General features: G+C 60.0%; 25 protein-coding genes. 15 read left to right on the top strand and 10 right to left on the bottom strand.

What is annotated here, in order from left to right:
- The first annotated feature begins 3 nt into the window (after positions 1-3).
- Together LOY38_RS28320 and LOY38_RS28315 are read left to right on the top strand one after the other, a co-directional pair.
- The gene (locus LOY38_RS28320) at positions 4-1,230 is read left to right on the top strand and encodes a 3-hydroxyacyl-CoA dehydrogenase (protein WP_258698041.1); all 1,227 of its coding nucleotides are present in this window, start codon (positions 4-6) and stop codon (positions 1,228-1,230) included.
- A 102-nt stretch (positions 1,231-1,332) separates the two neighbouring features.
- Positions 1,333-1,764 (top strand): thioesterase family protein, encoded by a 432-nt coding sequence (locus LOY38_RS28315; RefSeq protein WP_258698040.1) that lies wholly within the window; start codon positions 1,333-1,335, stop codon positions 1,762-1,764.
- 67 nt (positions 1,765-1,831) lie between these two features.
- On the opposite strand, the gene LOY38_RS28310 is transcribed toward LOY38_RS28315, so the two are convergent.
- From LOY38_RS28310 to LOY38_RS28295, 4 genes are all read right to left on the bottom strand, one after another.
- Positions 1,832-2,320: a glycine zipper domain-containing protein gene (locus LOY38_RS28310; protein ID WP_258698039.1), complete on the bottom strand. Its 489-nt coding sequence runs from the start codon at positions 2,318-2,320 to the stop codon at positions 1,832-1,834.
- Between the two features lie 265 nt (positions 2,321-2,585).
- Positions 2,586-4,934, bottom strand: coding sequence for an FdhF/YdeP family oxidoreductase (locus LOY38_RS28305; RefSeq protein ID WP_258698038.1), 2,349 nt, complete (start codon positions 4,932-4,934; stop codon positions 2,586-2,588).
- The gene (gene fdhD / locus LOY38_RS28300) at positions 4,931-5,770 is read right to left on the bottom strand and encodes a formate dehydrogenase accessory sulfurtransferase FdhD (protein ID WP_258698037.1); all 840 of its coding nucleotides are present in this window, start codon (positions 5,768-5,770) and stop codon (positions 4,931-4,933) included. Before fdhD ends, LOY38_RS28305 begins: the two co-directional genes overlap by 4 nt.
- 94 nt (positions 5,771-5,864) lie before the next feature.
- Positions 5,865-6,752 carry a LysR family transcriptional regulator gene (locus tag LOY38_RS28295; RefSeq protein WP_258698036.1) on the bottom strand — a complete coding sequence of 296 codons (888 nt, stop codon included), beginning with the start codon at positions 6,750-6,752 and terminating at the stop codon, positions 5,865-5,867.
- Positions 6,753-6,889: 137 nt separating this feature from the next.
- Here LOY38_RS28295 and lysM point away from each other — a divergent pair, with 137 nt between their 5' ends.
- Positions 6,890-7,330 (top strand): peptidoglycan-binding protein LysM, encoded by a 441-nt coding sequence (gene lysM, locus LOY38_RS28290; protein WP_258698035.1) that lies wholly within the window; start codon positions 6,890-6,892, stop codon positions 7,328-7,330.
- A 119-nt stretch (positions 7,331-7,449) separates the two neighbouring features.
- Here lysM and yrfG read toward each other — a convergent pair whose 3' ends face one another.
- A complete protein-coding gene (gene yrfG, locus LOY38_RS28285) occupies positions 7,450-8,112 on the bottom strand; it encodes a GMP/IMP nucleotidase (protein ID WP_258698034.1) in 663 nt (220 codons plus the stop codon).
- 172 nt (positions 8,113-8,284) lie between these two features.
- On the opposite strand from yrfG, the gene nudE reads away from it, so the two are divergent.
- Together nudE and cysQ are read left to right on the top strand one after the other, a co-directional pair.
- On the top strand, positions 8,285-8,851 hold the full coding sequence (gene nudE, locus LOY38_RS28280; RefSeq protein WP_258698033.1) for an ADP compounds hydrolase NudE: 567 nt from the start codon (positions 8,285-8,287) through the stop codon (positions 8,849-8,851).
- Entirely contained in the window at positions 8,848-9,681 is an 834-nt protein-coding gene (gene cysQ, locus LOY38_RS28275) for a 3'(2'),5'-bisphosphate nucleotidase CysQ (protein ID WP_258698032.1), read from the top strand. The genes nudE and cysQ overlap by 4 nt, the downstream gene beginning before the upstream one ends.
- 104 nt (positions 9,682-9,785) lie before the next feature.
- On the opposite strand, the gene LOY38_RS28270 is transcribed toward cysQ, so the two are convergent.
- From LOY38_RS28270 to rfbC, 4 genes are all read right to left on the bottom strand, one after another.
- Positions 9,786-10,241 (bottom strand): thioesterase domain-containing protein, encoded by a 456-nt coding sequence (locus LOY38_RS28270; protein WP_258698031.1) that lies wholly within the window; start codon positions 10,239-10,241, stop codon positions 9,786-9,788.
- A gap of 40 nt (positions 10,242-10,281) precedes the next feature.
- The gene (locus LOY38_RS28265; protein WP_258698030.1) at positions 10,282-11,676 is read right to left on the bottom strand and encodes a sigma-54 dependent transcriptional regulator; all 1,395 of its coding nucleotides are present in this window, start codon (positions 11,674-11,676) and stop codon (positions 10,282-10,284) included.
- Complete coding sequence (locus LOY38_RS28260; protein WP_258698029.1) at positions 11,673-13,481, bottom strand: ATP-binding protein; 1,809 nt, start codon at positions 13,479-13,481, stop codon at positions 11,673-11,675. Before LOY38_RS28260 ends, LOY38_RS28265 begins: the two co-directional genes overlap by 4 nt.
- A 106-nt stretch (positions 13,482-13,587) precedes the next feature.
- Positions 13,588-14,133 (bottom strand): dTDP-4-dehydrorhamnose 3,5-epimerase, encoded by a 546-nt coding sequence (rfbC, locus tag LOY38_RS28255; protein WP_258698028.1) that lies wholly within the window; start codon positions 14,131-14,133, stop codon positions 13,588-13,590.
- Positions 14,134-14,312: 179 nt separating this feature from the next.
- Between rfbC and LOY38_RS28250 the strand changes: the two genes are divergently transcribed.
- The 10 genes from LOY38_RS28250 (at position 14,313) to LOY38_RS28205 (ending at position 23,938) form a co-directional block, all read left to right on the top strand.
- Complete coding sequence (locus LOY38_RS28250; protein WP_258698027.1) at positions 14,313-17,225, top strand: aminotransferase; 2,913 nt, start codon at positions 14,313-14,315, stop codon at positions 17,223-17,225.
- A gap of 304 nt (positions 17,226-17,529) precedes the next feature.
- The gene (gene aguB / locus LOY38_RS28245; protein WP_258698026.1) at positions 17,530-18,408 is read left to right on the top strand and encodes an N-carbamoylputrescine amidase; all 879 of its coding nucleotides are present in this window, start codon (positions 17,530-17,532) and stop codon (positions 18,406-18,408) included.
- Positions 18,409-18,411: 3 nt separating this feature from the next.
- Positions 18,412-19,518 carry an agmatine deiminase gene (gene aguA / locus LOY38_RS28240; RefSeq protein ID WP_258698025.1) on the top strand — a complete coding sequence of 369 codons (1,107 nt, stop codon included), beginning with the start codon at positions 18,412-18,414 and terminating at the stop codon, positions 19,516-19,518.
- Positions 19,519-19,763: 245 nt separating this feature from the next.
- Entirely contained in the window at positions 19,764-19,976 is a 213-nt protein-coding gene (locus tag LOY38_RS28235) for a hypothetical protein (protein WP_030129326.1), read from the top strand.
- 359 nt (positions 19,977-20,335) lie between these two features.
- Positions 20,336-21,007 carry a DsbA family protein gene (locus LOY38_RS28230; RefSeq protein ID WP_258698024.1) on the top strand — a complete coding sequence of 224 codons (672 nt, stop codon included), beginning with the start codon at positions 20,336-20,338 and terminating at the stop codon, positions 21,005-21,007.
- 17 nt (positions 21,008-21,024) lie between these two features.
- Positions 21,025-21,420, top strand: a complete 396-nt coding sequence (locus LOY38_RS28225; RefSeq protein ID WP_258698023.1) for a nuclear transport factor 2 family protein — start codon at positions 21,025-21,027, stop codon at positions 21,418-21,420.
- A 302-nt stretch (positions 21,421-21,722) separates the two neighbouring features.
- Complete coding sequence (locus LOY38_RS28220; protein ID WP_258698022.1) at positions 21,723-22,469, top strand: 2OG-Fe dioxygenase family protein; 747 nt, start codon at positions 21,723-21,725, stop codon at positions 22,467-22,469.
- A 46-nt stretch (positions 22,470-22,515) separates the two neighbouring features.
- Entirely contained in the window at positions 22,516-22,929 is a 414-nt protein-coding gene (locus LOY38_RS28215; protein WP_258700806.1) for a GNAT family N-acetyltransferase, read from the top strand.
- Positions 22,926-23,642 (top strand): AzlC family ABC transporter permease, encoded by a 717-nt coding sequence (locus tag LOY38_RS28210; RefSeq protein ID WP_258698021.1) that lies wholly within the window; start codon positions 22,926-22,928, stop codon positions 23,640-23,642. The genes LOY38_RS28215 and LOY38_RS28210 overlap by 4 nt, the downstream gene beginning before the upstream one ends.
- Complete coding sequence (locus LOY38_RS28205) at positions 23,621-23,938, top strand: AzlD domain-containing protein (RefSeq protein WP_258698020.1); 318 nt, start codon at positions 23,621-23,623, stop codon at positions 23,936-23,938. The genes LOY38_RS28210 and LOY38_RS28205 overlap by 22 nt, the downstream gene beginning before the upstream one ends.
- Here LOY38_RS28205 and LOY38_RS28200 read toward each other — a convergent pair.
- A complete protein-coding gene (locus tag LOY38_RS28200) occupies positions 23,855-24,781 on the bottom strand; it encodes a LysR family transcriptional regulator (RefSeq protein WP_258698019.1) in 927 nt (308 codons plus the stop codon). The two genes, LOY38_RS28205 and LOY38_RS28200, sit on opposite strands and share 84 nt — an antisense overlap.
- Positions 24,782-24,983: the final 202 nt, after the last annotated feature.

The following is a 24,983-nucleotide window of genomic DNA, read 5'->3' as shown; positions in this document are numbered from 1 at the left end:
ATCATGAGCCAGACACTGTTCGATATTCAGCGCGCCGCCGTGATCGGGGCGGGCACCATGGGCCGTGGCATTGTCATGTGCCTGGCCAACGCCGGGGTACCGGTGCAGTGGGTCGATAACAATCCGCAGATGCTTGAGTTGGCGCTCGCCAGCGTGGCTGAGACTTATGCGCACAACGTGCGTCAGGGGCGGATCGATCAGGCCGAGGCGGATGCGCGCATTGCACGGGTGACGGCGGCTGCCGATTACGCAGCGATTCGCGATGTCGATCTGGTTATCGAAGCGGTCTACGAAAATCTCGAGCTGAAGCAGAACATCTTTCGCGAACTAGACGGTCTGCTCAAACCCGAAGCGATTCTGGCCAGCAATACCTCGGCGCTGGATATCGACGCGATCGCCGCTGCCACTCGCCGTCCGCATCAGGTCCTGGGCCTGCATTTCTTCAGCCCGGCACACATCATGAAATTGCTGGAGATCGTGCGCGGTGCCCAGACGGCGCCGGCGGTGCTTGATGCGGCGCTGGCGCTGGGGCTGCGCATGGGCAAGGTCAGCGTGGTCTCGGGCAATTGCCACGGTTTCATCGGCAACCGCATGCTGCATCCGTACGTGCTCGAAGCGCGCAAGATGTTGCTGGAGGGTGCTTTGCCTTATCAGGTGGATGCAGCGCTGCAAGGTTTTGGTTTCGCCATGGGGCCGTTCCGCATGTATGACGTGGTCGGCATCGACCTGGAATGGCGCGCTCGGGAACTGGCTGGCAAAGGCCAGGATGCGCCGCAGGTTCAGGTGGACAACCGACTGTGCGAGCTGGGGCGCTTCGGGCAGAAGAGTGGCGATGGGTATTATCACTACGAACCGGGCAGTCGTCAGGCTGAGCACGATCTGGAAGTCGATGCGTTGGTGCTGGAAGTCAGCGAGGGGTTGGGGTTCCAGCGTCGCGACATTGACCCTGAAGAGGTTCTGGAGCGCTGTTTGCTGGCGCTGGTCAACGAAGGGGCGAAGATTCTTCAGGAAGGCATCGCGGCGTCGGCGCATGACATCGACCTGGTGTACCTCAATGGTTATGGTTTCCCGGCGGACAAGGGCGGGCCGATGGCTTGGGCGGATCGGCAAGGGTTGGCGGATATTCATCTGCGATTGTTGCAGCTTGAGACCAAGCAGGGTGATCACTGGGCGCCGGCGCGGTTGATTGGGGAGTTGGCGGCGCAGGGTAAAGGGTTTGCCGAGATGTGATTTTATGTGGCGTCGGTGAAGGCCCCTTCGCGAGCCTGCTCGCGAAGGGGTACGACGCGGTTTCACCTTAAACTAGCCACCCAACCCCAGGAACCAACGCTGATGTCCAACCCGATGCCCCAACGCACCGACTACCCGCACTTCCAGCCCATCACCACCCGCTGGCACGACAATGACGCCTACGGTCACGTCAACAACGTCACCTACTACAGTTTTTTCGACACGGCGGTGAACACCTACCTGATCGAAGTCGGCGGCCTGGATATCCATGACGGCGAGGTGGTGGGTTTTGTGGTGAGTTCGGCCTGCGATTACTTTGCTTCTATCGCCTTCCCGGATCGGATCGAAATCGGCCTGCGGGTGGGCAAGCTGGGTAACAGCTCGGTGCAATACGAATTGGCGGTGTTCAAGGCTGGCGAAGACGAAGCCTGCGCGGCGGGGCGTTTCGTGCATGTATTCGTGGATCGAGCGTCGAATCAGCCGGTGGCGATTCCTGCCGGGTTGCGCGGGGCGTTGGAGCGACTGGCGATCTGAGGGCAAAAAAATCGCAGCCCGAGGGCTGCGATTTTTTGATCTACCGGTCAACGAGGCGATTCAAGCCTCAGTCGCGATAGCGATGGTGATGCTTGCGATGGCCATAGGCATGGCCGCGACCCGGATGGCCGTCACGGTAGTAGCGACGATCATCATCGTCATAACCACGACGGTAGGAACGACGATCGTCGTCATCGCTCTTGTTGCCCATGTAGTTACCCAGCGCGCCACCGGCGCCGCCGCCTGCTGCGGAGCCGATCAGGCTACCGGTGGTGCCGCCCATGCTGCGGCCGACCACGTTACCGCCAGCTGCGCCCAAGGCACCGCCAATGGCGGCTTCGCCACGGCTGCGTCTGTCTGCGCCCACTGCGCTACCACCCGCGCCGCCCAGGGCCGCGCCAATGGTTGAACCTGTACTGCCGCCTAGCGATTGACCGACGACCGAGCCCAGAACCCCGCCCAATGCGCCGCCCACACCTGCTTCGGTGGTGCCGCCAGCAGACGCGAAGCCACTGACCAGGCCAAGGGACAACAAGAGAATCGAGGAGAACTTCATAGAGGAACCTCAAGGGGATGACGGCGCGATCCTGAGGCTGTGTCGGGGTTGTGACAATAGAAATCCGACGAATAACACGACTTGAGCACAATTCTATAAGTTGCTGTTTTTTGGGCGGAACTTAAGTATTTTTCGCCGGTCTTTAGCTACTTCGCAAAGGCCGTTTTTATATAAAAATGGCCTTTTTTGTGGGCGATTGGAAAGTGCTGGATCGGAAAAGCTGTTTGAATGATCCACCGCTTTCGCGAGCAAGCCCGCTGTCGCGTCAAGCCGACTTGGCCATGATCAACCCCGTTTCACTCGCCGCTTCCAAGCGGATCGCCACAAACTTCGACGTCGGCGTATGGCTGCCATCCCCAGTGCTTTCCAGCGGCACCAACGGGTTCACTTCCGGGTAGTAAGCGGCCGCTTGCCCGGCAGGGATATCAAACGCCAGCAGCGTAAAGCCCTTCACCCGCCGCACACGGCCATCATCCCAGAGCGAAACGATGTCAGCTTTCTGCCCCGGTTTGAACCCCAGGCGAATGATGTCGGCTTCATTGACGAACAACACATCCCGCTGACCTTTCACCCCACGATAACGATCATCAAGACCATAAATGGTGGTGTTGTACTGATCATGGGAGCGCATCGACTGCATGATCAGGTCCGGCAATACGCCGGTGGCGCGGGTGCGTTCGTGCACCAGGTATTTGGGCAGGATGTTCGGACGGAAGTTGGCCCGGCCCGACAGGGTGTTCCAGCGGCGAGCGCCGGCGCTGTTGCCCAGGTAGAAACCGCCCGGGTTCTGGATCTTCTCGTTGAAGTCCCGAAAGCCCGGGATGGTGTCGGCGATCAGGTCGCGGATGCGGCTGTAATCCGCTATCAGCCAGTTCCAGTCCACCGGTTTGCTGCCCAGGGTCGCGGCGGCGATACCGGCGATGATCGCAGGTTCCGAGCGCATCTGGTTCGACAGCGGCTGCAACTGACCGTTGGAGGCGTGGACCATGCTGAACGAGTCTTCCACGGTCACCGCTTGGGCGCCTTCGGTCTGGATATCGATGTCGGTACGGCCCAGGCACGGCAGGATCAGCGCGTCTTTACCGTGGGTCAGATGGCTGCGGTTGAGCTTGGTGCTGATCTGCACGGTCAGGTCGCAGTTGCGCAGGGCCTGGAAGGTCCGTGGGCTGTCCGGGGTGGCTTGGGCGAAGTTGCCGCCCAGGCCGATGAAGACTTTCGAACGGCCTTCGGCCATGGCGTGAATCGCCTCGACCACGTTGTGGCCGTTTTCACGGGGTACCTTGAACTGGAAGCGCCGCTCCAGGGCGTCGAGGAACGCCACCGGCGGACGTTCGTTGATGCCCATCGTCCGGTCGCCCTGCACGTTACTGTGGCCACGCACCGGGCACAGACCGGCACCCGGCCGGCCGATGTTGCCGCGCAACAGCATCAGGTTGGCGATTTCCTGGATGGTCGCCACTGAATGGCGATGCTGGGTGATGCCCATGGCCCAGCACATGATCACGTTCTTGCCTTTGGCGTACATGCGCGCCGCTTGCTCGATCTCCACCAGGGTCAGTCCGGACTGCTCGACGATCTGCTCCCATGGGGTGTCGTCGACGGTGCCGAGGTATTCCAGAACGTTGGCGCTGTGTTCGTTGAGGAAGTCGTGGTCGAACACCGCAGGCTCACCAGCCTTCTGCGCATCGCGCTCCCATTGCAGCAGGAACTTGGCCATGCCGCGCATGATCGCCATGTCGCCGCCCAATGCCGGACGGAAGTACGCGGTGTTGGTCGGCTTGTCGCCGTTGGTGAGCATTTCGATCGGGTGTTGCGGGTGCTGGAAGCGTTCCAGGCCGCGCTCTTTCAGCGGGTTGATGCACACCACCTGCGCACCGCGTTTCACCGCTTCGCGCAGTGGCTCGAGCATCCGCGGGTGGTTGGTGCCAGGGTTCTGGCCCCAGACAAAAATCGCATCGGCGTGTTCGAAGTCGTCGAAGGTCACGGTGCCTTTGCCGACGCCGACGCTTTGGGCCAATGCCACACCGCTGGCTTCGTGACACATGTTCGAGCAGTCGGGGAAATTGTTGGTGCCGTAGGTGCGCACGAACAGTTGATAGAGGAACGCCGCTTCGTTGCTGGCGCGGCCCGAGGTGTAGAACTCGGCCTGATTCGGGCTCGACAGGCCCTGCAAATGCTTGGCGATCAAGGAGAATGCCGCTTCCCAGCTGATCGGTTTGTAACGATCGGTTTCGGCGTCGTAGCTCAGCGGCTCGGTCAGACGGCCCTGGTACTCGAGCCAATAATCACTTTGCTCCAGCAACGAGCTAACGCTGTGTTTGGCGAAAAACGCGCCATCGACACTCCGTTTGGTCGCTTCCCAGTTCACTGCTTTGGCGCCGTTCTCGCAGAACATCACCATGCCGCCTTCCTGAGAATCGCCCCAGGCGCAGCCGGGGCAGTCGAACCCGCCGTTCTTGTTGGTCTTGAGCATCATGCGCAGATTTTTCAACGCGTTGTCGCTGGTCAACCAGGCGCGGGCAACGCTGGCCAGCGCGCCCCAGCCACCGGCCGCTCCCTTATAGGGCTTGTAACGTGGAGCGGGTTTCTGGTCGGCTTGTTGGTGTTGGTTCACGCTTGATTCTCCGTCGCGGGGCTGTAGACCCGCGGCGCACTTTTCTGCGGCAGGTGGATGAGGTTGAGGTTGTGTCGACGGGCCCATTGCACGGCCAGGCCCGTGGGCGACGACAGGCTGACCAGGGTCTGGATGCCGGCGCGTAACACTTTCTGGATCAATTCGAGGCTGCAACGGCTGGTGACAATCGCCAGGCCATTGGTGGTCGGAATTTTCTGGCGGATCAACCCGCCGATCAGCTTGTCGAGGGCGTTGTGCCGGCCGATGTCTTCACGGCCCAGCAGCAATTCGCCTTTGCCATTCATGAACACCGCCGCATGCACCGCGCCGCAATACTGGCCCAAAGGCTGGAATTCAGCGATGCGATGGCGCAAACCGTCCAGCCATTCGGCCGGGGGCAGCGGGGCGCCGGGCAGTACTTTGAGATCGGGCAATGCTTGCTCCACCGCTTCCACGCCGCAGAGCCCGCAACCGCTGGTGCCGGCCAGTTGCCGACGCTGCTGCTTGAGGTTCCAGAAGGCGCGGTTGGCGATGGTCACTTGTGCGTATTGCGCCGACCCCGAGCCGCTGAGTTGCAAGTCGTAGATGTCTGAAGCGTCTTCGATGATGCCGCTGCCGAGGCTGAAGCCGACGATGAAGTCTTCAAGATCCGTCGGCGTCACCAACATGACCGCCTGGCTGATGCCGTTGTAGGCGATCGCCAATGCAACTTCCTCGGCCAGCGCGGTGCTGGACGATTCGGAGTATTCAAGGTTGCAGTAACTGTATGTCTGGCTTGCGGTGGGCGCGGGCGTTTCAAGAGCAGGCGCCGCGCAGCCGGGGCGCTTGGCGTTCATTAGGCATCACCGACGGTTTGGTCAGCTTTAAGCCTAGGCGCGTCAACATGTCGCGTCTAATCGCTATTACTGATCTACCGATAGATGGCGTCGATCAAGTGTCTGTCAGTGATTTCTGATAGATCGCAAAACAGGCTTCTGCCAAGGCCGAACGCGGAGCGCTGCGACGCATGATCAGCCCCAGCCGGGCGAGGGTCTGGGCGCTTTCGATAGGTTGCAGACGCAAGTGATCGGTGAGGTTTTCAAGGCCGCCGTTCAGCGGCATGACCGCGCAACACAGGCCGCCGTGTACCGCCTGTAACAATTGGTGGACCGCATCGGTTTGCAGCAACGGCTGTGGGGTCAGGCCACGGCTGTGGAAGTTATGGTCGATGGACTGGCGAAAATGCATGCCGCTGGTGAGCATGCCCATCGGCAGTTCGATCAGCGACTCCCAGCTCAGTGGCGCCTCGCCGAAACTGAAGAAGCGTTGATCGTAGAGCAGGCCCATGCGGGTTTCGTTGAAGGCCAGGGAATCGAAGCGCTCGCCATCCAGACGCTCCAGGTACGACACGCCGAGGTCGAGACGGTTGTTCGCCAGTTGTTCGAGGATCTGTTCGGAACTCAGGGCCGAGAGTTCGAAGCGCAGGTTCGGATGCTCGGCATGCAGGCGTTGCATCAGTGGCACCGGGTCGAAGCTCGACAGCGGCACCACGCCCAGACGCAACGTACCCACGAGGTTGCCACGACAGGCTGCCGCTTCGGCCTGCAAACCGTCGTAAGCCGCCAGCACCGTACGTGCCCACGCCAGCACGCGCTCGCCCGGCGCGGTGAAACCTTCGAAGCGTTGGCCGCGGTTGACCAGCGGCAGTTCGAGCTCTTCTTCGAGGCTGCGCAGGCGCATGGACAGGGTCGGCTGGGTGATGTGACAGCGCGCGGCGGCCTGGCCGAAGTGCCGGGTTTCGTCGAGAGCGATGAGGAATTTGAGCTGCTTGATGTCCATCTTCGCTCCAGGGCGCGGGCAAGGTTCGCGATTCTACCGCCTGCGCGGAGTTGGGTCATTGGTCGGCCGGGAACCGGGCTCCGGAAGACTGGTCTAGTCTTGGGCGTCTGGAACCTGAATCCCAAGGAGTGTGCACCATGAGTATTTTTAGCTTTGTGAAAGAAGCAGGCGAAAAACTTATCGATCTGCTGACGCCTGGCAATACCAACGCCAGCGAGCAGTTGAAGGAACACATCAGCAAGGTCGGCCTGGGTAGCCCGAATGTTCAGGCGACCATTGATGGCGACAAAGTCACTGTCACCGGCGAAGTGGCAAGCCAGGAAGAGAAGGAAAAGATTCTGCTGGCCGTGGGCAATATTGCCGGTGTCGGTAGTGTGGATGACCAGATTACTGTGACCGGCCCGGTTGCTCAGGCGGCGCGGTTCGTCACCGTCAAAAAGGGCGACACCCTCAGCGCGATTTCCAAGGCCGAATACGGCGACGCGAACAAGTACAACAAAATCTTCGAGGCCAACAAACCAATGCTTTCACACCCGGACAAGATCTATCCGGGGCAGGTGTTGCGGATTCCTGAGTAAGGCTTGAGATCGCTTTCGCGGGCAAGCCTCGCTCCCACAGGAATTGTGTCGTTAACGAAGGATGCGAACGACACAGACCCTGTGGGAGCGAGGCTTGCCCGCGATGCAGGCGACTCGGTCTAAAGCCCTGCAATGAGCTCCCGATAATCCCCCACCGCCGCAAACTCGGCAGTGTCCTTCGGCCCTTTGCGGCTGTCTGGCTCGCTCACGGCCAACAGGTGTGCCACGCCAAAATTGCGAGCACTGCGCAGAATCGGCAACGTATCGTCGATAAACAGACTGTGCGCCGGGTCGAAGCCGATGTCGGCCTGCAAGGCATCCCAGAACTGCGGGTCTTCCTTGGCAAAACCGTAATCGTGGGAGCTGATCAACCGCTCGAAATAGGACGCCAGTTCAATTTTTTCCAGCTTCAATGACAGCGAGTCGCGGTGGGCGTTGGTGATCAGCACCACACGCTTGCCGGCCTGTTTGATCGCCGCCAGAAAAGTGTCCGCATCCGGACGCAGGGCAATCAGGTGTGCGGTTTCCAGTTTCAGCTCGCGCACCGACAGCTTCAGCTCGGCGCTCCAGAAGTCCAGGCAGTACCACTGCAACTGACCGGCATGGCGTTCGAACAGCGGCTGCAATTCCAGCTCCGCCATGGCCAGGCTCACTCCGTGCAGCTCGGCATAACGCTTTGGCAGATGCTCCATCCAGAAATGGTTGTCGTAGTGCAGGTCCAGCAGCGTGCCGTCCATATCCAGCAGAACGGTATCGATGTCGCGCCAGGGCAGCAGGGACATAAAAAACTTCTCCAGCGGTAAAAAAGATATCCGAGGTAAACAATCAGGATAGGCCTGATGCCAGTCATTCAAGCCCCCTAGCCACAAGCCCGCTCCCACATGAATTGCGCTTAACTGACCAGCATTAAGGATAGGCCGGGTATAGTAACCCGCTTACGCCAAGGAGCCTCTTATGCGCCAGAAACCCACCGTACTCGCCCGCGAGATTGTCGCCACCAGCCGACTATTCTGTGTCGAAGAGCTGAAGTTGCGCTTTTCCAACGGCGTGGAACGTACTTACGAGCGCCTGGTCGGCAAAGGCGCCGGTTATGGCGCGGTGATGATCGTGGCGATGCTCGACGCGGACCACGCGGTGCTGGTGGAGGAATACTGCGGCGGCACCGATGCCTACGAACTGTCCCTGCCCAAAGGCTTGATCGAACCGGGCGAAGACGTGCTGGCGGCGGCCGAGCGGGAGCTCAAGGAAGAGGCCGGGTATGGCGCGGGGCAGCTGGAGCATCTGACCGAGTTGTCGTTGTCACCCGGCTACATGAGCCAGAAGATTCAGGTGGTGCTGGCCACCGATCTGTACGAAGAACGCCTGGAGGGCGACGAACCCGAGCCGATGGGCGTGGACAAGATCAACCTGCGTGAATTGTCGGCGTTGGCGCAGAATCCGCGATTCACTGAGGGCCGTGCCTTGGCGGCGCTGTATCTGGCCCGTGACCTGCTGACTCAGCGTGGGGTATTCCTGCCATGAAGTTGAACTTTCCCCATCCGTTGATGGCGCCGGTCGTTGAACTGGCTTTAAAGGCAGGCGAGGCGATCCTGCCGTTCTGGCGCGTCAATGTTGCCGTGACGGCAAAGTCCGATGATTCCCCGGTCACGGCCGCCGACATGGCCGCTCACCATGTGATTCTGGCCGGGTTGACGGCGTTGGATCCGAGCATCCCGGTGTTGTCCGAAGAGGACGCCAACATTCCCCAGAGCGTGCGCGCCGGCTGGCAGCGCTGGTGGCTGGTCGACCCGTTGGACGGGACCAAGGAGTTCATTTCCGGCAGCGAAGAGTTCACCGTCAACATTGCGCTGATCGAGCAGGGGCGTGTGGTGTTCGGCGTGGTGTCGATGCCCACCAACGGGCGTTTTTATGTCGGCGGTGCCGGGTTCGGGGCCTGGCGTGGCGATCAGGGTGCCGAGCCGTTGCCGATTCAGGTTCGTGAGGTTCCGGCTGTGGGTGAAGCCTTCACGGTGGTCGCCAGTCGTCGGCATTCGAGCCCTGAACAGGAGCGGTTACTCGCGGGGTTGAGCGACAGCCTGGGTGAGCTGCAATTGGCCAACATCGGCAGTTCGCTGAAGTTTTGCCTGCTGGCGGAAGGGGCGGCGGATTGTTATCCACGGTTGGCGCCGACTTCGCAGTGGGATACCGCAGCGGCGCAAGGTGTGCTGGAAGGCGCGGGCGGTGAGGTACTGGATTTGAATGGTGAGCCGTTCTGTTATCCGGCGCGGGAGTCGTTGTTGAATGAGTTCTTTTTGGCGCTGCCGGCTAAGGCGGTATGGCGGGAGAAGTTGTTGGCTTTGGCTCGCAACTAAGATCGTTCCCATGCTCTGCGTGGGAATGCCTCCAGGGACGCTCCGCGTCCAGTGACGCGGAGCGTCACGGGCTGCATTCCCACGCAGAGCGTGGGAACGATCAGTCATCGGTGAAGGACGTACTGCCCGGTAAACCTCACCGCATCCTCTTCGCTCCCGGTATTCACGATCCGCGAATGCAGTGTCAACCGCGCCCGCCCATAGCGTCGATACATCGCCAGAAACTTCCTCCACACGGCCGCACTTGGCGCCAGGCAAATCGCCGTCGCGTCAGAGGTGACCGGCAGCGGATAGTTGATCTGCCCTTCCTGAATCACGATGTGCCCGTCTTCGATGCCTTCTTCGCGCAGGCGCAAATGCAGCCAGCCCCAGCCGGCCAGCACTGCGCCGCAATACAGGCTGCCGCCGAACATGGTGCTCTTGTGATTGACGTTGGCCGCAAGCGGCAGGTGCAGGCGCAGTTGTTGATCGTGCCAGTCGAGCACCTTGAGGCCCATGTCCCGCGTGAGAGGGATGTCGTGGTGGAGGATCGATTCCAGGTGACGACAGTCGCGGTTCATTCAAAGGCCTCTTGTTTGAAGATGATGAGTTGACGGTAGCTCAATCGACATCGTCGGTGGGGTTACCGGCGCCGCCGTCGGCGAAGTTCAGGCCATGCTTGCGCAGTTTGTCATGCAAGGTTTTCCGCGGAATGCCAAGCGCTTCGGCGAGGCTGCGCACGGAGCTGTGGGAGCGCGCCAGTTCGGCGGCAATCAGGCTCTTTTCGAAGTTCTCCACTTGCTCGCTCAAACCGCCGCTGACCACTTCAATCGTGCTGCCGACGCCACCCTCCGGCGCGCTGTTGTCCAGGGCCAGTTCCAGGCCCAGGGCAAAACGTTCAGCGGCGTTCTGCAGTTCGCGCACATTACCTGGCCAGGTATGGCGCAACAGCAGCGCCCGGTGCCCCGGTTGCAATTCATGGGGCGGCAAGCCGTGGCGGGCACTGGCTTCATCGGCGAAATGCTGGAACAGCACCAGCGCATCTTCGCCGCGCTCGCGCAGCGGCGGAATGCGTAGCGGCGCGACGTTCAGGCGGTAATACAAGTCGGCGCGGAAGCGGCCCTGATCGGCGGATTGACGCAGATCTTCCTTGGTCGCGGCGATGATGCGGATATCCAGCGGGATCTGTTGGTTGCCGCCCAGTCGCTCGACGACCCGTTCTTGCAGCAAGCGCAGCAATTTCACCTGCACGTCCAGGCTCATGCTTTCGATTTCATCGAGGAACAATGTTCCGCCATTGGCGAATTCGAACTTGCCGATACGACGTTTCTGCGCGCCGGTGAAGGCGCCTGGCTCGTGACCGAACAGCTCGCTTTCCACCACCGACTCGGCCAGGGCCCCGGCGTTGATTGCCACGAACGGGCCGTTACGCCGACTCGACAGGTCGTGCAGCGCGCGGGCCACCACTTCTTTGCCCGCACCGGTTTCGCCGAGGATCAGCACATCGGCCTTGGTCGCCGCCAGTGCACCGATCTGCTCACGCAGGCGCAGCATCGGCGCCGATTGTCCGACCAGTCGAGCGCTCAGCTCGTTGCGGTCGCTCAGGGCCAGGCGCAGGCTGCGGTTGTCCAGCACTAGCCGGCGCAGGGCCAGGGCACGGCGCACGCTGTCGAGCAAGGCGTCGCTGGCGAAAGGTTTTTCCAGAAAGTCATAAGCCCCGGCGCGCATGGCTTGTACCGCCAGCGGTACGTCGCCGTGGCCGGTGATCAGCAGCACGGGCAGTTCCGGGTCCTGGGCGTGGAGTTCGGTCAGCAGTTCGATACCGTCCATGCCCGGCATGCGGATGTCGCTGACCACCACGCCCGGCCAGTCGCGTTCCAGTTGCCCGGCCAGGCCCTTGGCTTCAGCGAGCGGCAGGATCTTCAGGCCGGCCAGGTCCAGGGTCTGGCTCAATGCTTGGCGTAGATGGGGATCGTCGTCGATCAACACGACCTGGATGCGGTTGTCGATGGTCATGCACTTCGGTCCTCGGACGGTTGCAGGCTCACGCCCGGTGCGCCTGCGCGCAACTTCAGGGTAATCAGGGCGCCGCCTTCCTTGTGGTTGGAGAACGACAGTTCACCGCCGAAGGCGCGCATCAGGGTGTCGCAGATCGCCAGCCCCAGCCCAAGCCCCTGAGTGCGGGTCTTGGTGGTGTAGAAGGGCTCACCGGCACGACCCAGCGCTTCCAGGCAGAACCCGGGGCCGTTGTCGCGAATGTACAGGTTGACGCCGTTGGCGGTGGACTCGGCACTCAACCAGAGTTTACGCGGCGGGCCTTTTTCCGTCAGGGCATCGAGGGCATTGGCCAGCAGATTGCCGAGTACCTGGCGCAAGCGGGTTTCCCCGGCTTCGACCCACAGGGTGGCGGCCGGCAGGTCACGGATCAGTTCGACTTCCATGCTGCGCCGACGCTTGGCCAGTAACGCCAGCGCGTCGTCCAGTGCCGGTTGCAGGGCCACGCTTTCCGGGGCGTGGCGATCACGCCGGGCAAAGGCGCGCAGGTGGGCGATGATCGAGGCCATGCGCCCGGTCAATTCGCTGATCAGCTTGAGGTTGCCGCGAGCATCCTCGGTGCGCTGATGGTCGAGCAGCACTTCGGCGTTTTCCGCGTAGCTGCGGATTGCCGCCAGCGGTTGGTTGAGTTCATGGCTAATGCTCGCCGACATCGTCCCCAGCGCCGAGAGCTTGCCGGCTTGCACCAGGTCATCCTGGGCGCGTACCAGTTCCTGCTGGGCGTGTTCGCGCTCCAGCACTTCCTGTTTCAATCGACGGTTGAGGCCCTCGAGGTCGCTGGTCCGTTCGGCGACCCGGCCTTCCAGTTCCTGGCGGGCTTTACCTTCGAAGGCGATCCGGTCCAGGTAATGGCGTCGACGCTGCATCATCAGGCCGAGCAGCAGCATTAATACCAACAGCGTTGCACCGCCGATGGCCAGGACCGTGCGTACCGGGCGGTCGATCAGCGTGCGCGGCGCAAGGATACTGACGCTCCAGCCGGTTTCTTCGATCTGCCGGGTTTGGGTCAGCCAGGCATTGGGGTCGAGATTCAATGGCTTGGGATCGCGGGTCGGGTAGGGTTGAACCGCGGTGATGGCCTCACGCTCTTCGTCGTTCAATGGACGGGTAGAACGGAAACGCCACTCTGGCCGCGACGTGAGGATGACCACGCCGTTGTGGTCGGTGACCAACAGTTGTTCAGGGGTTTTGCCCCAGAGGCTTTCGGTGTGGTCGAGGTCGACCTTGACCACCAGCACGCCGATGATTTTTTCGCGGTCACGTACCGCCGCGGCGAAGAAGTAACCGCGCTTGGCCGAGGTGGTGCCCAGGCCGAAGAAGCGCCCAAGGCGCCCGGCCATGGCTTCACTGAAATAAGGGCGGAAGGCGAAATTGCGGCCAACGAAACTGTCGTGTTTGTCCCAGTTGGAGGCCGCCAGCGTCTTGCCAGTGGTGTCCATCAGGTACATGACTTCGGCGCCGGTCTGGGCACTGATGTTTTTCAGCAGGCGATTGGCATTGCCTTGAACCACGCCCTCGTCGGGTGCGGCCAATGTCGCGCGCAGGGCGGGCAGTTCGCTGAGAATCTGCGGCAGCACTTCATACCGGTGCAGGGTACCCAGCAGGTTGGCGACGTAGAGGTCGAGGGTCTGACGGTTCTGCCCGGCCAGTTCGCTGCGGTAGTAACGCTCGGCCAGATGCTCCAGCGGCCACAGCAAGGGTGCCAGGCACAGCGCGAGTAGCGCCAGGCTGCGCCAGCGGGGTCTGCGGGGGAGGGTCGGAGTCATGAGCATCAAGCGCCTATGGATATAGACGCATTATGCCTAGGCTTGCGGGCGCAGTCTGCGCACCTTGGATCAAGTGCGCGCTGGCGGTGAAAATTCAGACAGGAATTCAGGAAAAGACTTCAGCGTCCTTCAAGAACGCGGCGGCCTGGTCCTTGGCGGACAACTGCGGTGCTTCGTCCAGCTGCCAGTCGATACCCAGGTCCGGGTCGTCCCAGCGAATGCTGCGCTCGGCCGACGGGGTGTAGTAGTCGGTGGTTTTGTAGAGGAACTCGGCGAAATCACTCAGTACCACGAAACCATGGGCAAAACCTTCCGGCACCCAGAGTTGGCGATGGTTGTCGGCGGACAGGCGCACCGCGACCCATTTGCCGAAATGCGGCGAGCTGCGGCGGATGTCCACTGCCACGTCCAGCACTTCACCGGCGGTGACGCGGACCAGTTTGCCCTGAGTGTTTTCCAGCTGGTAGTGCAAACCGCGCAGTACGCCTTTTTGCGAGCGGGAATGGTTGTCCTGAACGAACTGGGTGTTCAGGCCGGTTGCTTCTTCGAAAGCCTTGGCGTTGAAGCTCTCATAGAAGAAGCCGCGCTCGTCACCAAATACCTTGGGTTCGATGATCAGAACACCGGGGAGGTCGGTGGTGACTACATTCATAGTGTTTCTCCAGCAATAGGCGTTAATGGCCGACATTCTTACGCAAAGTGACGGCTGGCGCGAGTGGTGCGGTGAAGAGAGTTGCGCGGGCATTTGATTCACGCCAACCAGGAAGGGGGTTGCGTATCGCCCCAAGCAGTGGCGATATAAGTGCCTAATAAAATTTCAGGGGTCGTTGTATGCCGCTCGCCACGTTGATTCATCGCGCCAGTCTGCCAAGCCCGCAGGTGTCTGCGGCGCAAGCACTTGAGCTGCTGGAAGAGCATTACGGGCTGAGCGGGCGGCTACAGGCCTTGGGCAGCCAGCAGGATCTCAACTATCGGGTCGACAGTGATCAGGGGCGTTTTGTCCTGAAAATCTGCCGTGGCGATTATTCGGCGCTGGAGCTGCAAGCTCAGCACGCAGGGCTCAAGCATCTGGCTGAACATTCCGGCGTGCCGGTGCCTCGAGTGATTTCTGCCAAAAATGGCGCAGACCTGCTCTCCCTTGAGGTCGACGGTCAAGCGGTGCATGTACGCCTGCTCGATTACATCGATGGACAATCGCTGACGCACCTCGATCATCTAAGCCATTCAGTGGTTGCCGGTTTCGGTCGGCTTTGCGGCGAAATGGACCTGGCGCTGACCGGTTTCGATCATCCGGGCCTTGAGCGCACCCTTCAGTGGGACGCTCGCCACGCCAACGCGTTGATTGCGCATTTGCTGCCGGTGATCAAGGACGACCAGCAACGAAAACGGATGGCTGAGAAGGCTGAACAGGCCGAGCGCCATTTGCAGCCTTTGGTGAATAAGCTGCCGGTGCAGGCAATTCACATGGACGTCACCGACGACAACGTGGTCTGGCAGCGTGATGCGCAACGCCAATGGCAATTGCAGGGGGTGATCGATTTCGGCGATCTGGTCCGAACCTGGCGGATCACCGATCTGTCGGTGACCTGTGCCGCGCTGCTGCACCATGCCGATGGCGATCCGTTCTACATTTTGCCGGCGGTTCGGGCTTATCACGCGGTCAATCCGTTGCAGCATGAAGAGTTGCTGGCGCTCTGGCCGCTGATCGTTGCGCGCTCGGCGGTGTTGGTGCTCAGTGGCGAACAGCAGGTCAGCATCGATCCGGGCAATGAGTACAGTCGCGACAACCTGACCCATGAGTGGGAGATTTTCCGCGTTGCCACATCGGTGCCGTTGGCGTTGATGGAGGCGGCGATTCTTTCCACGGTCGGTCAAAGCCTGCCGGGCATCGACAGTGAAGGCTTCGCGCCCTTACTGCCGAGCCTGGTGGGGCGTGAATTTGCGTTGATCGATTTGGGCGTGCTCAGTCCGCATTTCGAGGCGGGTAACTGGGAGCAGCAAGGGATCGATCTGCGCCTGTTGACGGAAGCCGCCGCCGCTCACGGTCTGGCGGCCAGTCGATATGGCCAGTATCGTCTGTCCCAAACCCGACCGGACAGCGCCAGCGAACCGGACACTTTCCCGCTGCACGTTGCGTTGCAAGTGCCTGACGGCACGGCGGTCGAAGCGCCGTTTGCCGGGGTCATCCATATACAGGGGGAGAACTTGCTGCAACTGGACGGCCCAGAGCTCAGCGTTCGGTTGTGGGGTGTAACCCCCTCGGTGCGCAGTGGTGCGGCGTTGGTCAAAGGCCAGGTGCTGGGTTCGGTCAGCGGGCCGTTGAGCGTGCAGTTGTGTCGAAGCGCTCAGCTCGACGCACCGTTGTTTTGCACGCCTACGCGCGCCGCAGCCTGGCAGGCGTTGTGTCCTTCACCCGCCGCGTTACTCGGCCTGGCCTGCGATGCACAAGAGGAACTCGACCCGCAGACGTTGCTGGCCCGCCGGGATGCGAGTTTCGCTCGCTCCCAAAAACATTATTACGTCGACCCGCCGCGTATCGAGCGTGGCTGGCGCAATCACCTGATCGACATGCAGGGCCGCTCCTACCTCGACATGCTCAACAACGTCGCGGTGCTCGGTCATGGTCATCCACGCATGGCCGCCGTCGCTGGCCGGCAGTGGTCGTTGCTCAACACCAACTCGCGCTTTCACTATGCGGCGATTGCCGAGTTTTCCGAACGCTTGCTGAAGCTGGCACCGGACAACATGGACCGGGTATTTCTGGTCAACAGCGGCACCGAGGCCAATGACCTGGCGATCCGCCTGGCCTGGGCCTACAGCGGCGGTCGCGACATGCTCAGCGTGCTGGAGGCGTATCACGGCTGGTCGGTGGCAGCGGATGCGGTCTCGACCTCGATTGCCGACAACCCCCAAGCCTTGAGCAGCCGTCCCGACTGGGTGCATCCGGTGACGGCGCCGAACACCTATCGCGGCGAATTCCGCGGCCCGGACAGCGCGCCGGACTACGTGCGCAGTGTCGAACACAACCTGGCGAAAATCGCCGGGCAGAAACGCCAGCTGGCGGGCTTTATCTGTGAGCCGGTGTACGGCAATGCGGGCGGTATCTCGCTGCCGCCGGGCTATCTGAAGCACGTCTATGCATTGGTTCGCGCGCAGGGCGGGGTGTGCATCGCCGACGAGGTTCAGGTCGGTTACGGCCGCATGGGCAAATTTTTCTGGGGCTTCGAAGAGCAGGGCGTGGTACCGGACATCATCACCATGGCCAAAGGCATGGGTAATGGCCAACCATTGGGCGCGGTGATCACTCGCCGGGAAATCGCCGAAGCGCTGGAGGCCGAGGGTTATTTCTTCTCGTCCGCTGGCGGCAGCCCGGTCAGTTGCCGGATCGGCATGGCGGTGCTGGATGTGATGGAAGAAGAAAAGCTCTGGGAAAACGCCCAGGTCGTTGGCGGGTATTTCAAGGAGCGTCTTGAAGCGTTGATCGACCGGCATCCGTTGGTGGGGGCGGTGCATGGTTCCGGCTTCTATCTGGGCGTGGAGTTGATCCGCAATCGAGAAACCCTTGAACCGGCGACCGAAGAAACCACGGCGCTGTGCGATCGCCTTCGTGAGTTGGGGATCTTCATGCAGCCGACGGGCGACTACCTGAACATCCTCAAGATCAAACCGCCGATGGTTACGTCGCGTCAGAGCGTGGATTTCTTTGTCGACATGCTATCGAAGGTTCTCGAGGAAGGTCTGTAAACACATACCCCTGTGGGAGCGGGCTTGCTCGCGATAGCGGTCGAACATGCAATATTGATGTCGACTGACCCACCGCTATCGCGAGCAAGCTCGCTCCCACAGGGATTGCATTTAAATTCGATTATTATCCGTGTTAAGTGAGTTGTATTTGATGGATTTAGTATTTATCGCTTTAAAAGCCGATTTTTATCGGCTATAAAGTCGCCACTGCCCACGGTGTGGATGAACCGCGCCTGGTGCTGCCTCTTTCTGTCACCGGTCGATGCCACCCTCGACCCTCAAGCGCTCGCCCAGGAGCCGATTCATGAGCCGTACCGTTACCGTCGCCGCTACCCAGATGGCCTGTTCCTGGGACCTTGAGGCCAACATTGAAACCGCTGAGAAGCTGGTCCGTGAGGCCGCGGCGAAAGGCGCACAAATCATCCTGATTCAGGAACTGTTCGAAGCTCCGTACTTCTGCCAGAAGCCGAACCCGGATTACCTGCAACTGGCCACGTCGGTCGAAGACAACATCGCCATCAAGCACTTCCAGAAAGTCGCCAAAGAACTGCAGGTCGTTTTGCCGATCAGCTTCTACGAACTGGCCGGCCGCGCGCGTTTCAACAGCATTGCGATCATCGATGCCGACGGCAGCAACCTCGGGATTTATCGTAAAAGCCACATCCCGGATGGCCCTGGCTACCACGAAAAGTATTACTTCAACCCGGGCGATACCGGCTTTAAAGTCTGGAACACCCGTTACGCGAAAATCGGCGTGGGCATCTGCTGGGATCAGTGGTTCCCTGAGTGCGCCCGTAGCATGGCGCTGCAAGGCGCGGAAATCCTGTTCTACCCGACCGCCATCGGCAGCGAGCCACACGACAAGACCATTTCGTCCCGCGACCACTGGCAGCGCGTGCAACAAGGCCATGCCGGCGCCAACCTGATGCCGCTGATCGCCAGCAACCGCATCGGTAACGAAGAGCAGGACGGCTACGACATTACCTTTTACGGCTCGTCGTTCATCGCCAACCAGTTTGGCGAGAAAGTCCAAGAGCTGAACGAAACCGAAGAAGGCATTCTGGTTCACAGTTTCGACCTCGATGAGCTGGAACACATCCGCAGCGCCTGGGGCTCGTTCCGTGACCGTCGTCCGAACCTGTATGGCGCGATCAAAACCCTCGACGGTTCCCTGGAGTCCTGAACCATGACCACTTTGAACAGCACCCCTCGCACCGACGGCTTTTACATGCCAGCCGAATGGGCACCACAGACCCAGACCTGGATGGTCTGGCCCGAGCGTCCGGACAACTGGCGCCTGGGCGGCAAGCCGGCGCAGGCCGCCCACGTGGCGGTGGCCAAGGCCATCGCCCGATTCGAACCGGTGACCGTGGCGGTTTCCGCTGGCCAGTACGAAAACGCCCGTGCCCGTCTCGATGTGCCGAATATTCGTGTGGTTGAGATGTCCAGCGATGACGCCTGGGTTCGGGATACCGGCCCGACGTTCGTCATCAACAACCGCGGCGAAGTCCGTGGCGTGGATTGGGACTTCAATGCCTGGGGCGGTTTCGACGGTGGTCTGTATTCGCCGTGGAACCGTGACTCGCAGGTGGCGGGCAAGATCCTCGAAATCGAACGCAGCCCGCGCTACCGCACCGAGGGCTTCGTGCTTGAGGGCGGTTCGATCCACGTCGACGGCGAAGGCACCCTGATCACTACCGTAGAATGCCTGCTCAACCGCAATCGCAACCCGCACATGAACCGTGCGCAAATCGAAGCGGTGCTCAGCGCAAATCTGGCTGTGGATAAAATCATCTGGCTGCCGGACGGTCTGTTCAACGACGAAACCGACGGCCATGTGGATAACTTCTGCTGCTATGTGCGTCCCGGTGAAGTGCTGTTGGCCTGGACCGATGACCCGCAGGACCCGAACTACCCGCGCTGCCAGGCGGCAATGAACGTGCTGCAAAACAGCACCGATGCCAAGGGGCGCCCATTCACGGTGCACAAAATGCCGATTCCGGGGCCGCTGTACGCGACCGAAGACGAGTGCGCTGGCGTGGATCCGGTAGACGGCACTCAGGAGCGCAATCCAACCGTTCGTCTGGCCGGCTCTTATGTGAACTTCCTGATCGTCAACGGCGGCATCATCGCGCCGAGCTTCGACGACCCGCTGGACGGCCCGGCCAAAGAGATTTTGCAGAGCTTGTTCCCGCAGCACGAAGTGGTCATGGTGCCAGGTCGCGAACTGTTACTTGGGGGCGGTAACATCCATTGTCTTACCCAACAACAGCCCGCTCCGCACAAGGAGTGAGTGAGGTCGTAACAGATTGAGTTGATTGAAAAATCGATTTAGCAACGATTTTGCCTCGTCGTTTCGCGCGAAGCCCGCAGCCCATCAGGACTGCGGGCTTTTTTGTATCCACTTGTCGACACTTCGAAAACATTGGCACAGCTCTTGTATCTTCGATGGCGCAAGACGGGGAGGGAGAGAACTTCGATGTTCTGTCATAAACCTTGGATAAGTTAGCCGCTCACAAACCAGGAGAGAGCGCTGAGATGAACGCCGAAATGAATGTCGTGAGCGAGCGGGCACTGCATCCCCTGGCAGTTAACAGCGAATCGCTCCAGGTCCTGGCGCAGTGGTTGAAGTCCAATGGAACGCGTCAGATCAGAGAACCTGATCCGCGCCGGATGATGATCGAGCGCTACCCCGCTGGTTTATTCAGCGAGGCGGAACTGGAAGCATTGTGGGATGTGATGGAAGGATAAGAAGAAAAACAACGGATTGATAAAAGCGCTGCCGGGAAGGCGGCGCTTTTTTATGGGCGAAGGATTTTTTGTAATCACTGAAAATCAACTGTGGGAGCGAGCCTGCTCGCGATGGCGATCTTACAATCAACGAATATGTTGAATGTAATGGCCTCATCGCGAGCAGGCTCGCTCCCACAAGGTTTTGCATTGTTTAGAAGATATAGGTTCCGGTCATGTCGGCCATAACCTGGAGGAACACCAAAAGTATTCGACCGATTCATGAAACAGACTGAAAGCCATTCCAGCGTTTTTCCGAAACAGTCTGGGGATTAATCTGCCGGCATTGAGTTTTCCTACCTTTTTGCCGGAGCCTTCCTATGATCCTTCACTACATTTACGACCCGTTATGCGGCTGGTGCTACGGCGCCAAACCATTGGTGCAGGCTGCCCAAGCCGTGTTGCCGGTAATCGCCCACGGTGGCGGCATGATGACCGGTGCCAACCGCCAGAGCGTTTCGCCACAGCTGCGTAACTACGTGATGCCCCATGACCGACGGATCGCCGAGTACACCGGCCAGCCGTTTGGCGAGGCGTATTTTGAGGGGTTGCTGCGTGATTCGACGGCGGTGTTCGATTCCACGCCGCCGATTGCCGCTGTGCTGGCGGCCGAGCAGATCGCTGGACGCGGCCTGGAGTTGCTGGGGCGTTTGCAGACGGCTCATTACATGGAGGGTCGACGCATCGCTGACGAAGCCGTTCTGCTGGAACTCGCCATACAAACAGGTCTTGAACTTGAGGCCTTCCAACAGGCGTTCAATAAAGCCGACACGGATCGCCATATCAAGGACAGCCGTACACTCTTGGCCAACGTCGGCGGTCAGGGTTTCCCGACCTTTGCACTGGAACAGGATGGCCAGTTCACCCTGATCGATATCGGTCCCTGGCTCGGCAAGCCGCAAGCCTTCGTCCAATGGTTGAGCCAGTCGCTTGCGGTAAAAGAGTCTTCATCCGCGTTTCAAGTCTGTGGCCTCGACGGCTGCGCCCATTGAACTCACCTGGAGTCACCATGGATAACCTGAGCCTGATCAAAAGTACCTACGAAGGCGCCAACTCCCAGGAGAACGCGCGCAACACTGCCGCGGCGCTGGCCGATGAGGCCCAGTGGACCGAAGCGGCGGGATTTCCGTACGCCGGGACCTACGTCGGTTTCGACGCTATCGTCGAAAACGTCTTCAAGCGTTTGGCCACCGAGTGGGAAGGTTTTCAGTTCAAGGTCGAGAATTACGTCGCACAGGGCGACAAGGTATTTGCCTACGGCAATTACAGCGGCGTCTACAAAACCACTGGCCGCGCGATGAACGCCCGAGTCGCTCATTTGTGGACTCTGGCCAACGGAAAAGTCACGCATTTTGAACAATTCGTCGACAGCCACACTGTGCAATTGGCTATCGCTGACAGGTGATTTCTTAGACGTTTCTCGCCTGTTTACCCGTTCAAGTACGTCGTGCAAAGTGGCCCGATCAACATCTTCTGAAGATCGGCTGAGTTGTTCAGACTCGATAAAAAAACCGACAGGCTCGGATTTTTTTCGCCTCATGACCGTAGAAAAACACTGAAAAGGGCTGTTTTCGATCGTAAAAAGTCGAATTGAAGCAATTTTATACTGCGTTTCAAGCAACGCTTGATATGCCTGAAATTCTTTCTCATGGGCCGCCAATCCTGCGCCTACTAGATTAGGCCGCTAAATGCAGCGGAGGCCTAGTAATGATCGTTTTGAACAGAGAAGTTGGCGAATCGCTACGACGCGACAAGTATGTCAATGTCCAGGGAGCCGACTTCAATCTCTTCGGTCATTTTTCCGACTTCGTCAGATTGACCAAAAGTTGGGAAAGCATGGAGCCGGACAGTTATTACGGCCAGGCCGATGCGGGCATGCGTTTCCGTCGTTACAGCGATTTCGAATACAACCCGGTCACCCGCGATTTGAAGCAGTTGGAGCACCGCGCCTACGTACAATCGAAGGCCAACAACAGCTACGTCGGCGGACTGGAGCGGCACTTTCAGGACTTCTCCAATGAGGTTATTAATTCGCCGGTGATGCGCAGCCTCATCGATGCGGATTTCGAGGTGTACAAACACGTATTGCCGCCGGAGTTGCACGACGAAATCTGGCAATGCCAGATCCATCAGATCCGCATCGAGATCAAGCCGGGCAAGCAACTGGAAATCACCCCGGAAGGGATTCATTGCGACGGTTATCCGTTCAGCGGTGTGCATTTCTGGGGCCGTAACAACGTGGAGGGGGCGGAGAGCCGTTTGTATTCGGCCCAAGAGGAACAGCTGGCGGCGACGACCTATCTGGACATCCTCGACACCACCTACTTCCTCGATCGCGACATGCGTCACTACGTGACACCGGCACGCAACACCCATGCCCACGAAATGGCCTATCGGCAGATTCTGGCCATTTCCTTCTCGCGGCCCGGGACCGCTTTCGACATTGTTCGCTGAACAGCTAGACCCGATGATGAACATCGCCGAGTGTTCTGCACCAGTGATGCTGCAGCGCGCGACGGCCAAGGACGCCCAACGCCTGGAGCGCTTCTTTCGGCAATTCGAAGAAGTGTCGTTCTGTGAATGGCAGGACGCCAAATGCCTGCGCGGTGTGTTGGTGCAGCAAACCACCACCGCGTTCCTCGCGCTCGATGTCCGTGGCGAAGTGGTCGGCGCGGTGTTGGGCGGCATGCTCGGCAGCCGTGGCACCATCAATCACCTGGCGGTGAGCCCGTTGTATCGCAGCCAGGGCGTCGGTCAACGCCTGGTGGAAGCGGCATCGGCAGACATGAAACGGGTGGGTGTACTGCGGATGTTCCTGTTCGTCGACGATGCTAATCTGGCCGGCAAACGCTTTTGGAGTGCCCAGGGCTTTTGTGAGCCGCGCGGCGAAACTACCTTTGAGAGGGACCTATGAATGAGACGTCCAGCAGCCAGCCGCTGATGGTCGAGCCCCTGCCCTCGCGCACCTTTGCTGAAGCCAGCCCGGTAGTGGCGGGTTACTTCACGGTGTCGTTTGTGTTTGGTTTGATGGCCGTCAATGCCGGGTTGCCCGTGTGGCTGCCGGTCGCGATGTGCCTGTTCGTCTACGCCGGTGCCTCGCAGTTCGCCGCTCTGGCGCTGATCTCCAGTGGTGCGTCGCTGACCACCATCATCCTCACCACGTTTCTGATCAATGCTCGGCATATGCTGATGTCGGTCTACATGGCCAAGGCCCTGCAAGCGCTGGGGCTCAGTCGCCTTGAGCGCTGGTGTTATGCCGGCGGGCTGACCGATGAGTCGTTCGCTTTCCACAGCGTCAAACTGGGCAAGGGTGCACCGGTCAATGTGCGTTACCTGATCGGCTTCAATCTGTATTGCCATACGTCGTGGGTGATCGGCGGTTTGCTGGGGGCGATTTGCGCCCAGTACGCAGCGCACCTGATCAAGTACCAGCTCGACTATGCGCTGACGGCGATGATGCTCTACGTGTTGGTATCACTCTGCAACACCCGTAAAAAATTGATCGCCGCACTGGCAGCGGTTGCCTGCATGGGTGTTCTGAGCCTGATCGGCAACTCACCCTTCAACGTCTTCATCGCCACATTCGTGGGCTGCGGGGTGGGTGTATGCCTGACCAAACGTTCCTGATCCTGGTCGTCGCACTGATGATGGCCGTGACCTTCCTGCCGCGTGCGTTGCCACTGCAGGTGAACACTGATCATTGGCCACCCCTGGTCGCCCGGGCGCTGGAGTTTCTGCCGGTGGCGATCGTCGCTGCAATCAGCCTTACGCCCCTGTTGATCAAGGATCAGCATGTGCAGCTCGATCGCCCGGAATTCTATGCAGCCATTCCGACGTTGTTATGTGCGTATTTCAGCAAAAACCTCTTTCTCAGCGTAGCGGTGGGAACGGTTGCGTACATCGCGCTCGGATCGTTCATGTAGCGGCAGAGCAACCACGTCATTCAGGGCCTGGCCCGACAACTCTGGGTTATTGATCGCGAGCCGCACTTCGAGGGAGTCCTCGAAACCCGGGAAAATGGTCAAGCCGTTACGCAGGGCCGCCTCACGGGAAACCATGCCCAGGCCGTCCATTTGCGTGATCAATGACAGGGTCAGGGTCTCGCTGCAGGAATAGATCATCCGTTTGCCTGACTCGTAGTTGCCAAGGCCCGCGTCGAGAAAGCGCAAGAAGCTGTGGGAATACGGACAATCGTCGGCCGGCCGAACCTGAAACTTGTTGCCGAGCAGCACCAGCGGGTCGTTTTCCTGACCGCAATGAGCGCCGACCACCTGCACCTGCACATAGGGCAGGGCGATGCTGGGTAACCCCGGTTGTTGCGGCCCGATCAGCACGGCCAGGTCGAAGTCCTCATTCTTCAACTTGCTGAGGTTTTCCATCGACTCGGCGTAGCTGAATTCCAGTTGATAGTCGGGAAACACCTCAATGAGGCGTCCGATCATGCGCCGGTTGAAGTCGGCCGAGAGCGTGGTGTTAAGTGCAACTTTGAGCGTGCGCTGCCCAGGCACTTTGAGCGTGGCGACTTTCTCTTCCAGTTGCCGCGTGGCGACCAATACCTTGTCCATGTAGGGCGTGAGCTCCGTGCCCTGCGTTGTCAGAGTCAGCCCCTTGTTGGAGCGACGAAACAACCGAAAACCGAACTGCTCTTCGACCTTGTTCAACTGCGCGGCCAACGCCTGCACCGTCAAACAGGAATGCTCTGCCGCCGCCGACAATGAGCCGGTCTGCACGATGCGCATGAGGTTGCGTAAGGTTCTGCTATCCATTTGGGTAATGCCCTCTAAAGTGGGCTGGCTATTGTTGTGTACCTTGCCGCCCGGTGGGCGTCGGTCGCGTGCTGGCTATGATCCTGCAGCTGAGCATGCTTGTCCCGAGTTTAGTAGCGAAATGATTCCGCGTCCGATGGCTGGAGGCTTACACAGGATCGGGTTTTTTGGCGGGGGGGCGGCTGATCGGGGTCAAAAAAAC

Origin of the sequence: Pseudomonas sp. B21-015 (assembly GCF_024749285.1) — a bacterium.
Lineage (GTDB): Bacteria > Pseudomonadota > Gammaproteobacteria > Pseudomonadales > Pseudomonadaceae > Aquipseudomonas.
The sequence above is the reverse complement of the archived record's forward strand: the minus strand, read 5'-3'. Positions and strand labels throughout refer to the sequence as shown.

What these genes read in the sequence shown, in the direction of transcription:
- LOY38_RS28225 (WP_258698023.1), top strand. Translation starts at nt 21,025, where the DNA reads ATGGATAACCTGAGCCTGATCAAAAGTACCTACGAAGGCGCCAACTCC.
- LOY38_RS28260 (WP_258698029.1), bottom strand. Translation starts at nt 13,481, where the DNA reads ATGACTCCGACCCTCCCCCGCAGACCCCGCTGGCGCAGCCTGGCGCTA.
- LOY38_RS28230 (WP_258698024.1), top strand. Translation starts at nt 20,336, where the DNA reads ATGATCCTTCACTACATTTACGACCCGTTATGCGGCTGGTGCTACGGC.
- LOY38_RS28310 (WP_258698039.1), bottom strand. Translation starts at nt 2,320, where the DNA reads ATGAAGTTCTCCTCGATTCTCTTGTTGTCCCTTGGCCTGGTCAGTGGC.
- LOY38_RS28250 (WP_258698027.1), top strand. Translation starts at nt 14,313, where the DNA reads ATGCCGCTCGCCACGTTGATTCATCGCGCCAGTCTGCCAAGCCCGCAG.
- LOY38_RS28215 (WP_258700806.1), top strand. Translation starts at nt 22,516, where the DNA reads ATGCTGCAGCGCGCGACGGCCAAGGACGCCCAACGCCTGGAGCGCTTC.
- LOY38_RS28315 (WP_258698040.1), top strand. Translation starts at nt 1,333, where the DNA reads ATGTCCAACCCGATGCCCCAACGCACCGACTACCCGCACTTCCAGCCC.
- rfbC (WP_258698028.1), bottom strand. Translation starts at nt 14,133, where the DNA reads ATGAATGTAGTCACCACCGACCTCCCCGGTGTTCTGATCATCGAACCC.
- LOY38_RS28220 (WP_258698022.1), top strand. Translation starts at nt 21,723, where the DNA reads ATGATCGTTTTGAACAGAGAAGTTGGCGAATCGCTACGACGCGACAAG.
- LOY38_RS28270 (WP_258698031.1), bottom strand. Translation starts at nt 10,241, where the DNA reads ATGAACCGCGACTGTCGTCACCTGGAATCGATCCTCCACCACGACATC.
- yrfG (WP_258698034.1), bottom strand. Translation starts at nt 8,112, where the DNA reads ATGTCCCTGCTGCCCTGGCGCGACATCGATACCGTTCTGCTGGATATG.
- fdhD (WP_258698037.1), bottom strand. Translation starts at nt 5,770, where the DNA reads ATGAACGCCAAGCGCCCCGGCTGCGCGGCGCCTGCTCTTGAAACGCCC.
- aguA (WP_258698025.1), top strand. Translation starts at nt 18,412, where the DNA reads ATGACCACTTTGAACAGCACCCCTCGCACCGACGGCTTTTACATGCCA.
- LOY38_RS28295 (WP_258698036.1), bottom strand. Translation starts at nt 6,752, where the DNA reads ATGGACATCAAGCAGCTCAAATTCCTCATCGCTCTCGACGAAACCCGG.
- cysQ (WP_258698032.1), top strand. Translation starts at nt 8,848, where the DNA reads ATGAAGTTGAACTTTCCCCATCCGTTGATGGCGCCGGTCGTTGAACTG.
- aguB (WP_258698026.1), top strand. Translation starts at nt 17,530, where the DNA reads ATGAGCCGTACCGTTACCGTCGCCGCTACCCAGATGGCCTGTTCCTGG.
- LOY38_RS28320 (WP_258698041.1), top strand. Translation starts at nt 4, where the DNA reads ATGAGCCAGACACTGTTCGATATTCAGCGCGCCGCCGTGATCGGGGCG.
- LOY38_RS28200 (WP_258698019.1), bottom strand. Translation starts at nt 24,781, where the DNA reads ATGGATAGCAGAACCTTACGCAACCTCATGCGCATCGTGCAGACCGGC.
- LOY38_RS28205 (WP_258698020.1), top strand. Translation starts at nt 23,621, where the DNA reads ATGCCTGACCAAACGTTCCTGATCCTGGTCGTCGCACTGATGATGGCC.
- lysM (WP_258698035.1), top strand. Translation starts at nt 6,890, where the DNA reads ATGAGTATTTTTAGCTTTGTGAAAGAAGCAGGCGAAAAACTTATCGAT.
- LOY38_RS28265 (WP_258698030.1), bottom strand. Translation starts at nt 11,676, where the DNA reads ATGACCATCGACAACCGCATCCAGGTCGTGTTGATCGACGACGATCCC.
- nudE (WP_258698033.1), top strand. Translation starts at nt 8,285, where the DNA reads ATGCGCCAGAAACCCACCGTACTCGCCCGCGAGATTGTCGCCACCAGC.
- LOY38_RS28210 (WP_258698021.1), top strand. Translation starts at nt 22,926, where the DNA reads ATGAATGAGACGTCCAGCAGCCAGCCGCTGATGGTCGAGCCCCTGCCC.
- LOY38_RS28235 (WP_030129326.1), top strand. Translation starts at nt 19,764, where the DNA reads ATGAACGCCGAAATGAATGTCGTGAGCGAGCGGGCACTGCATCCCCTG.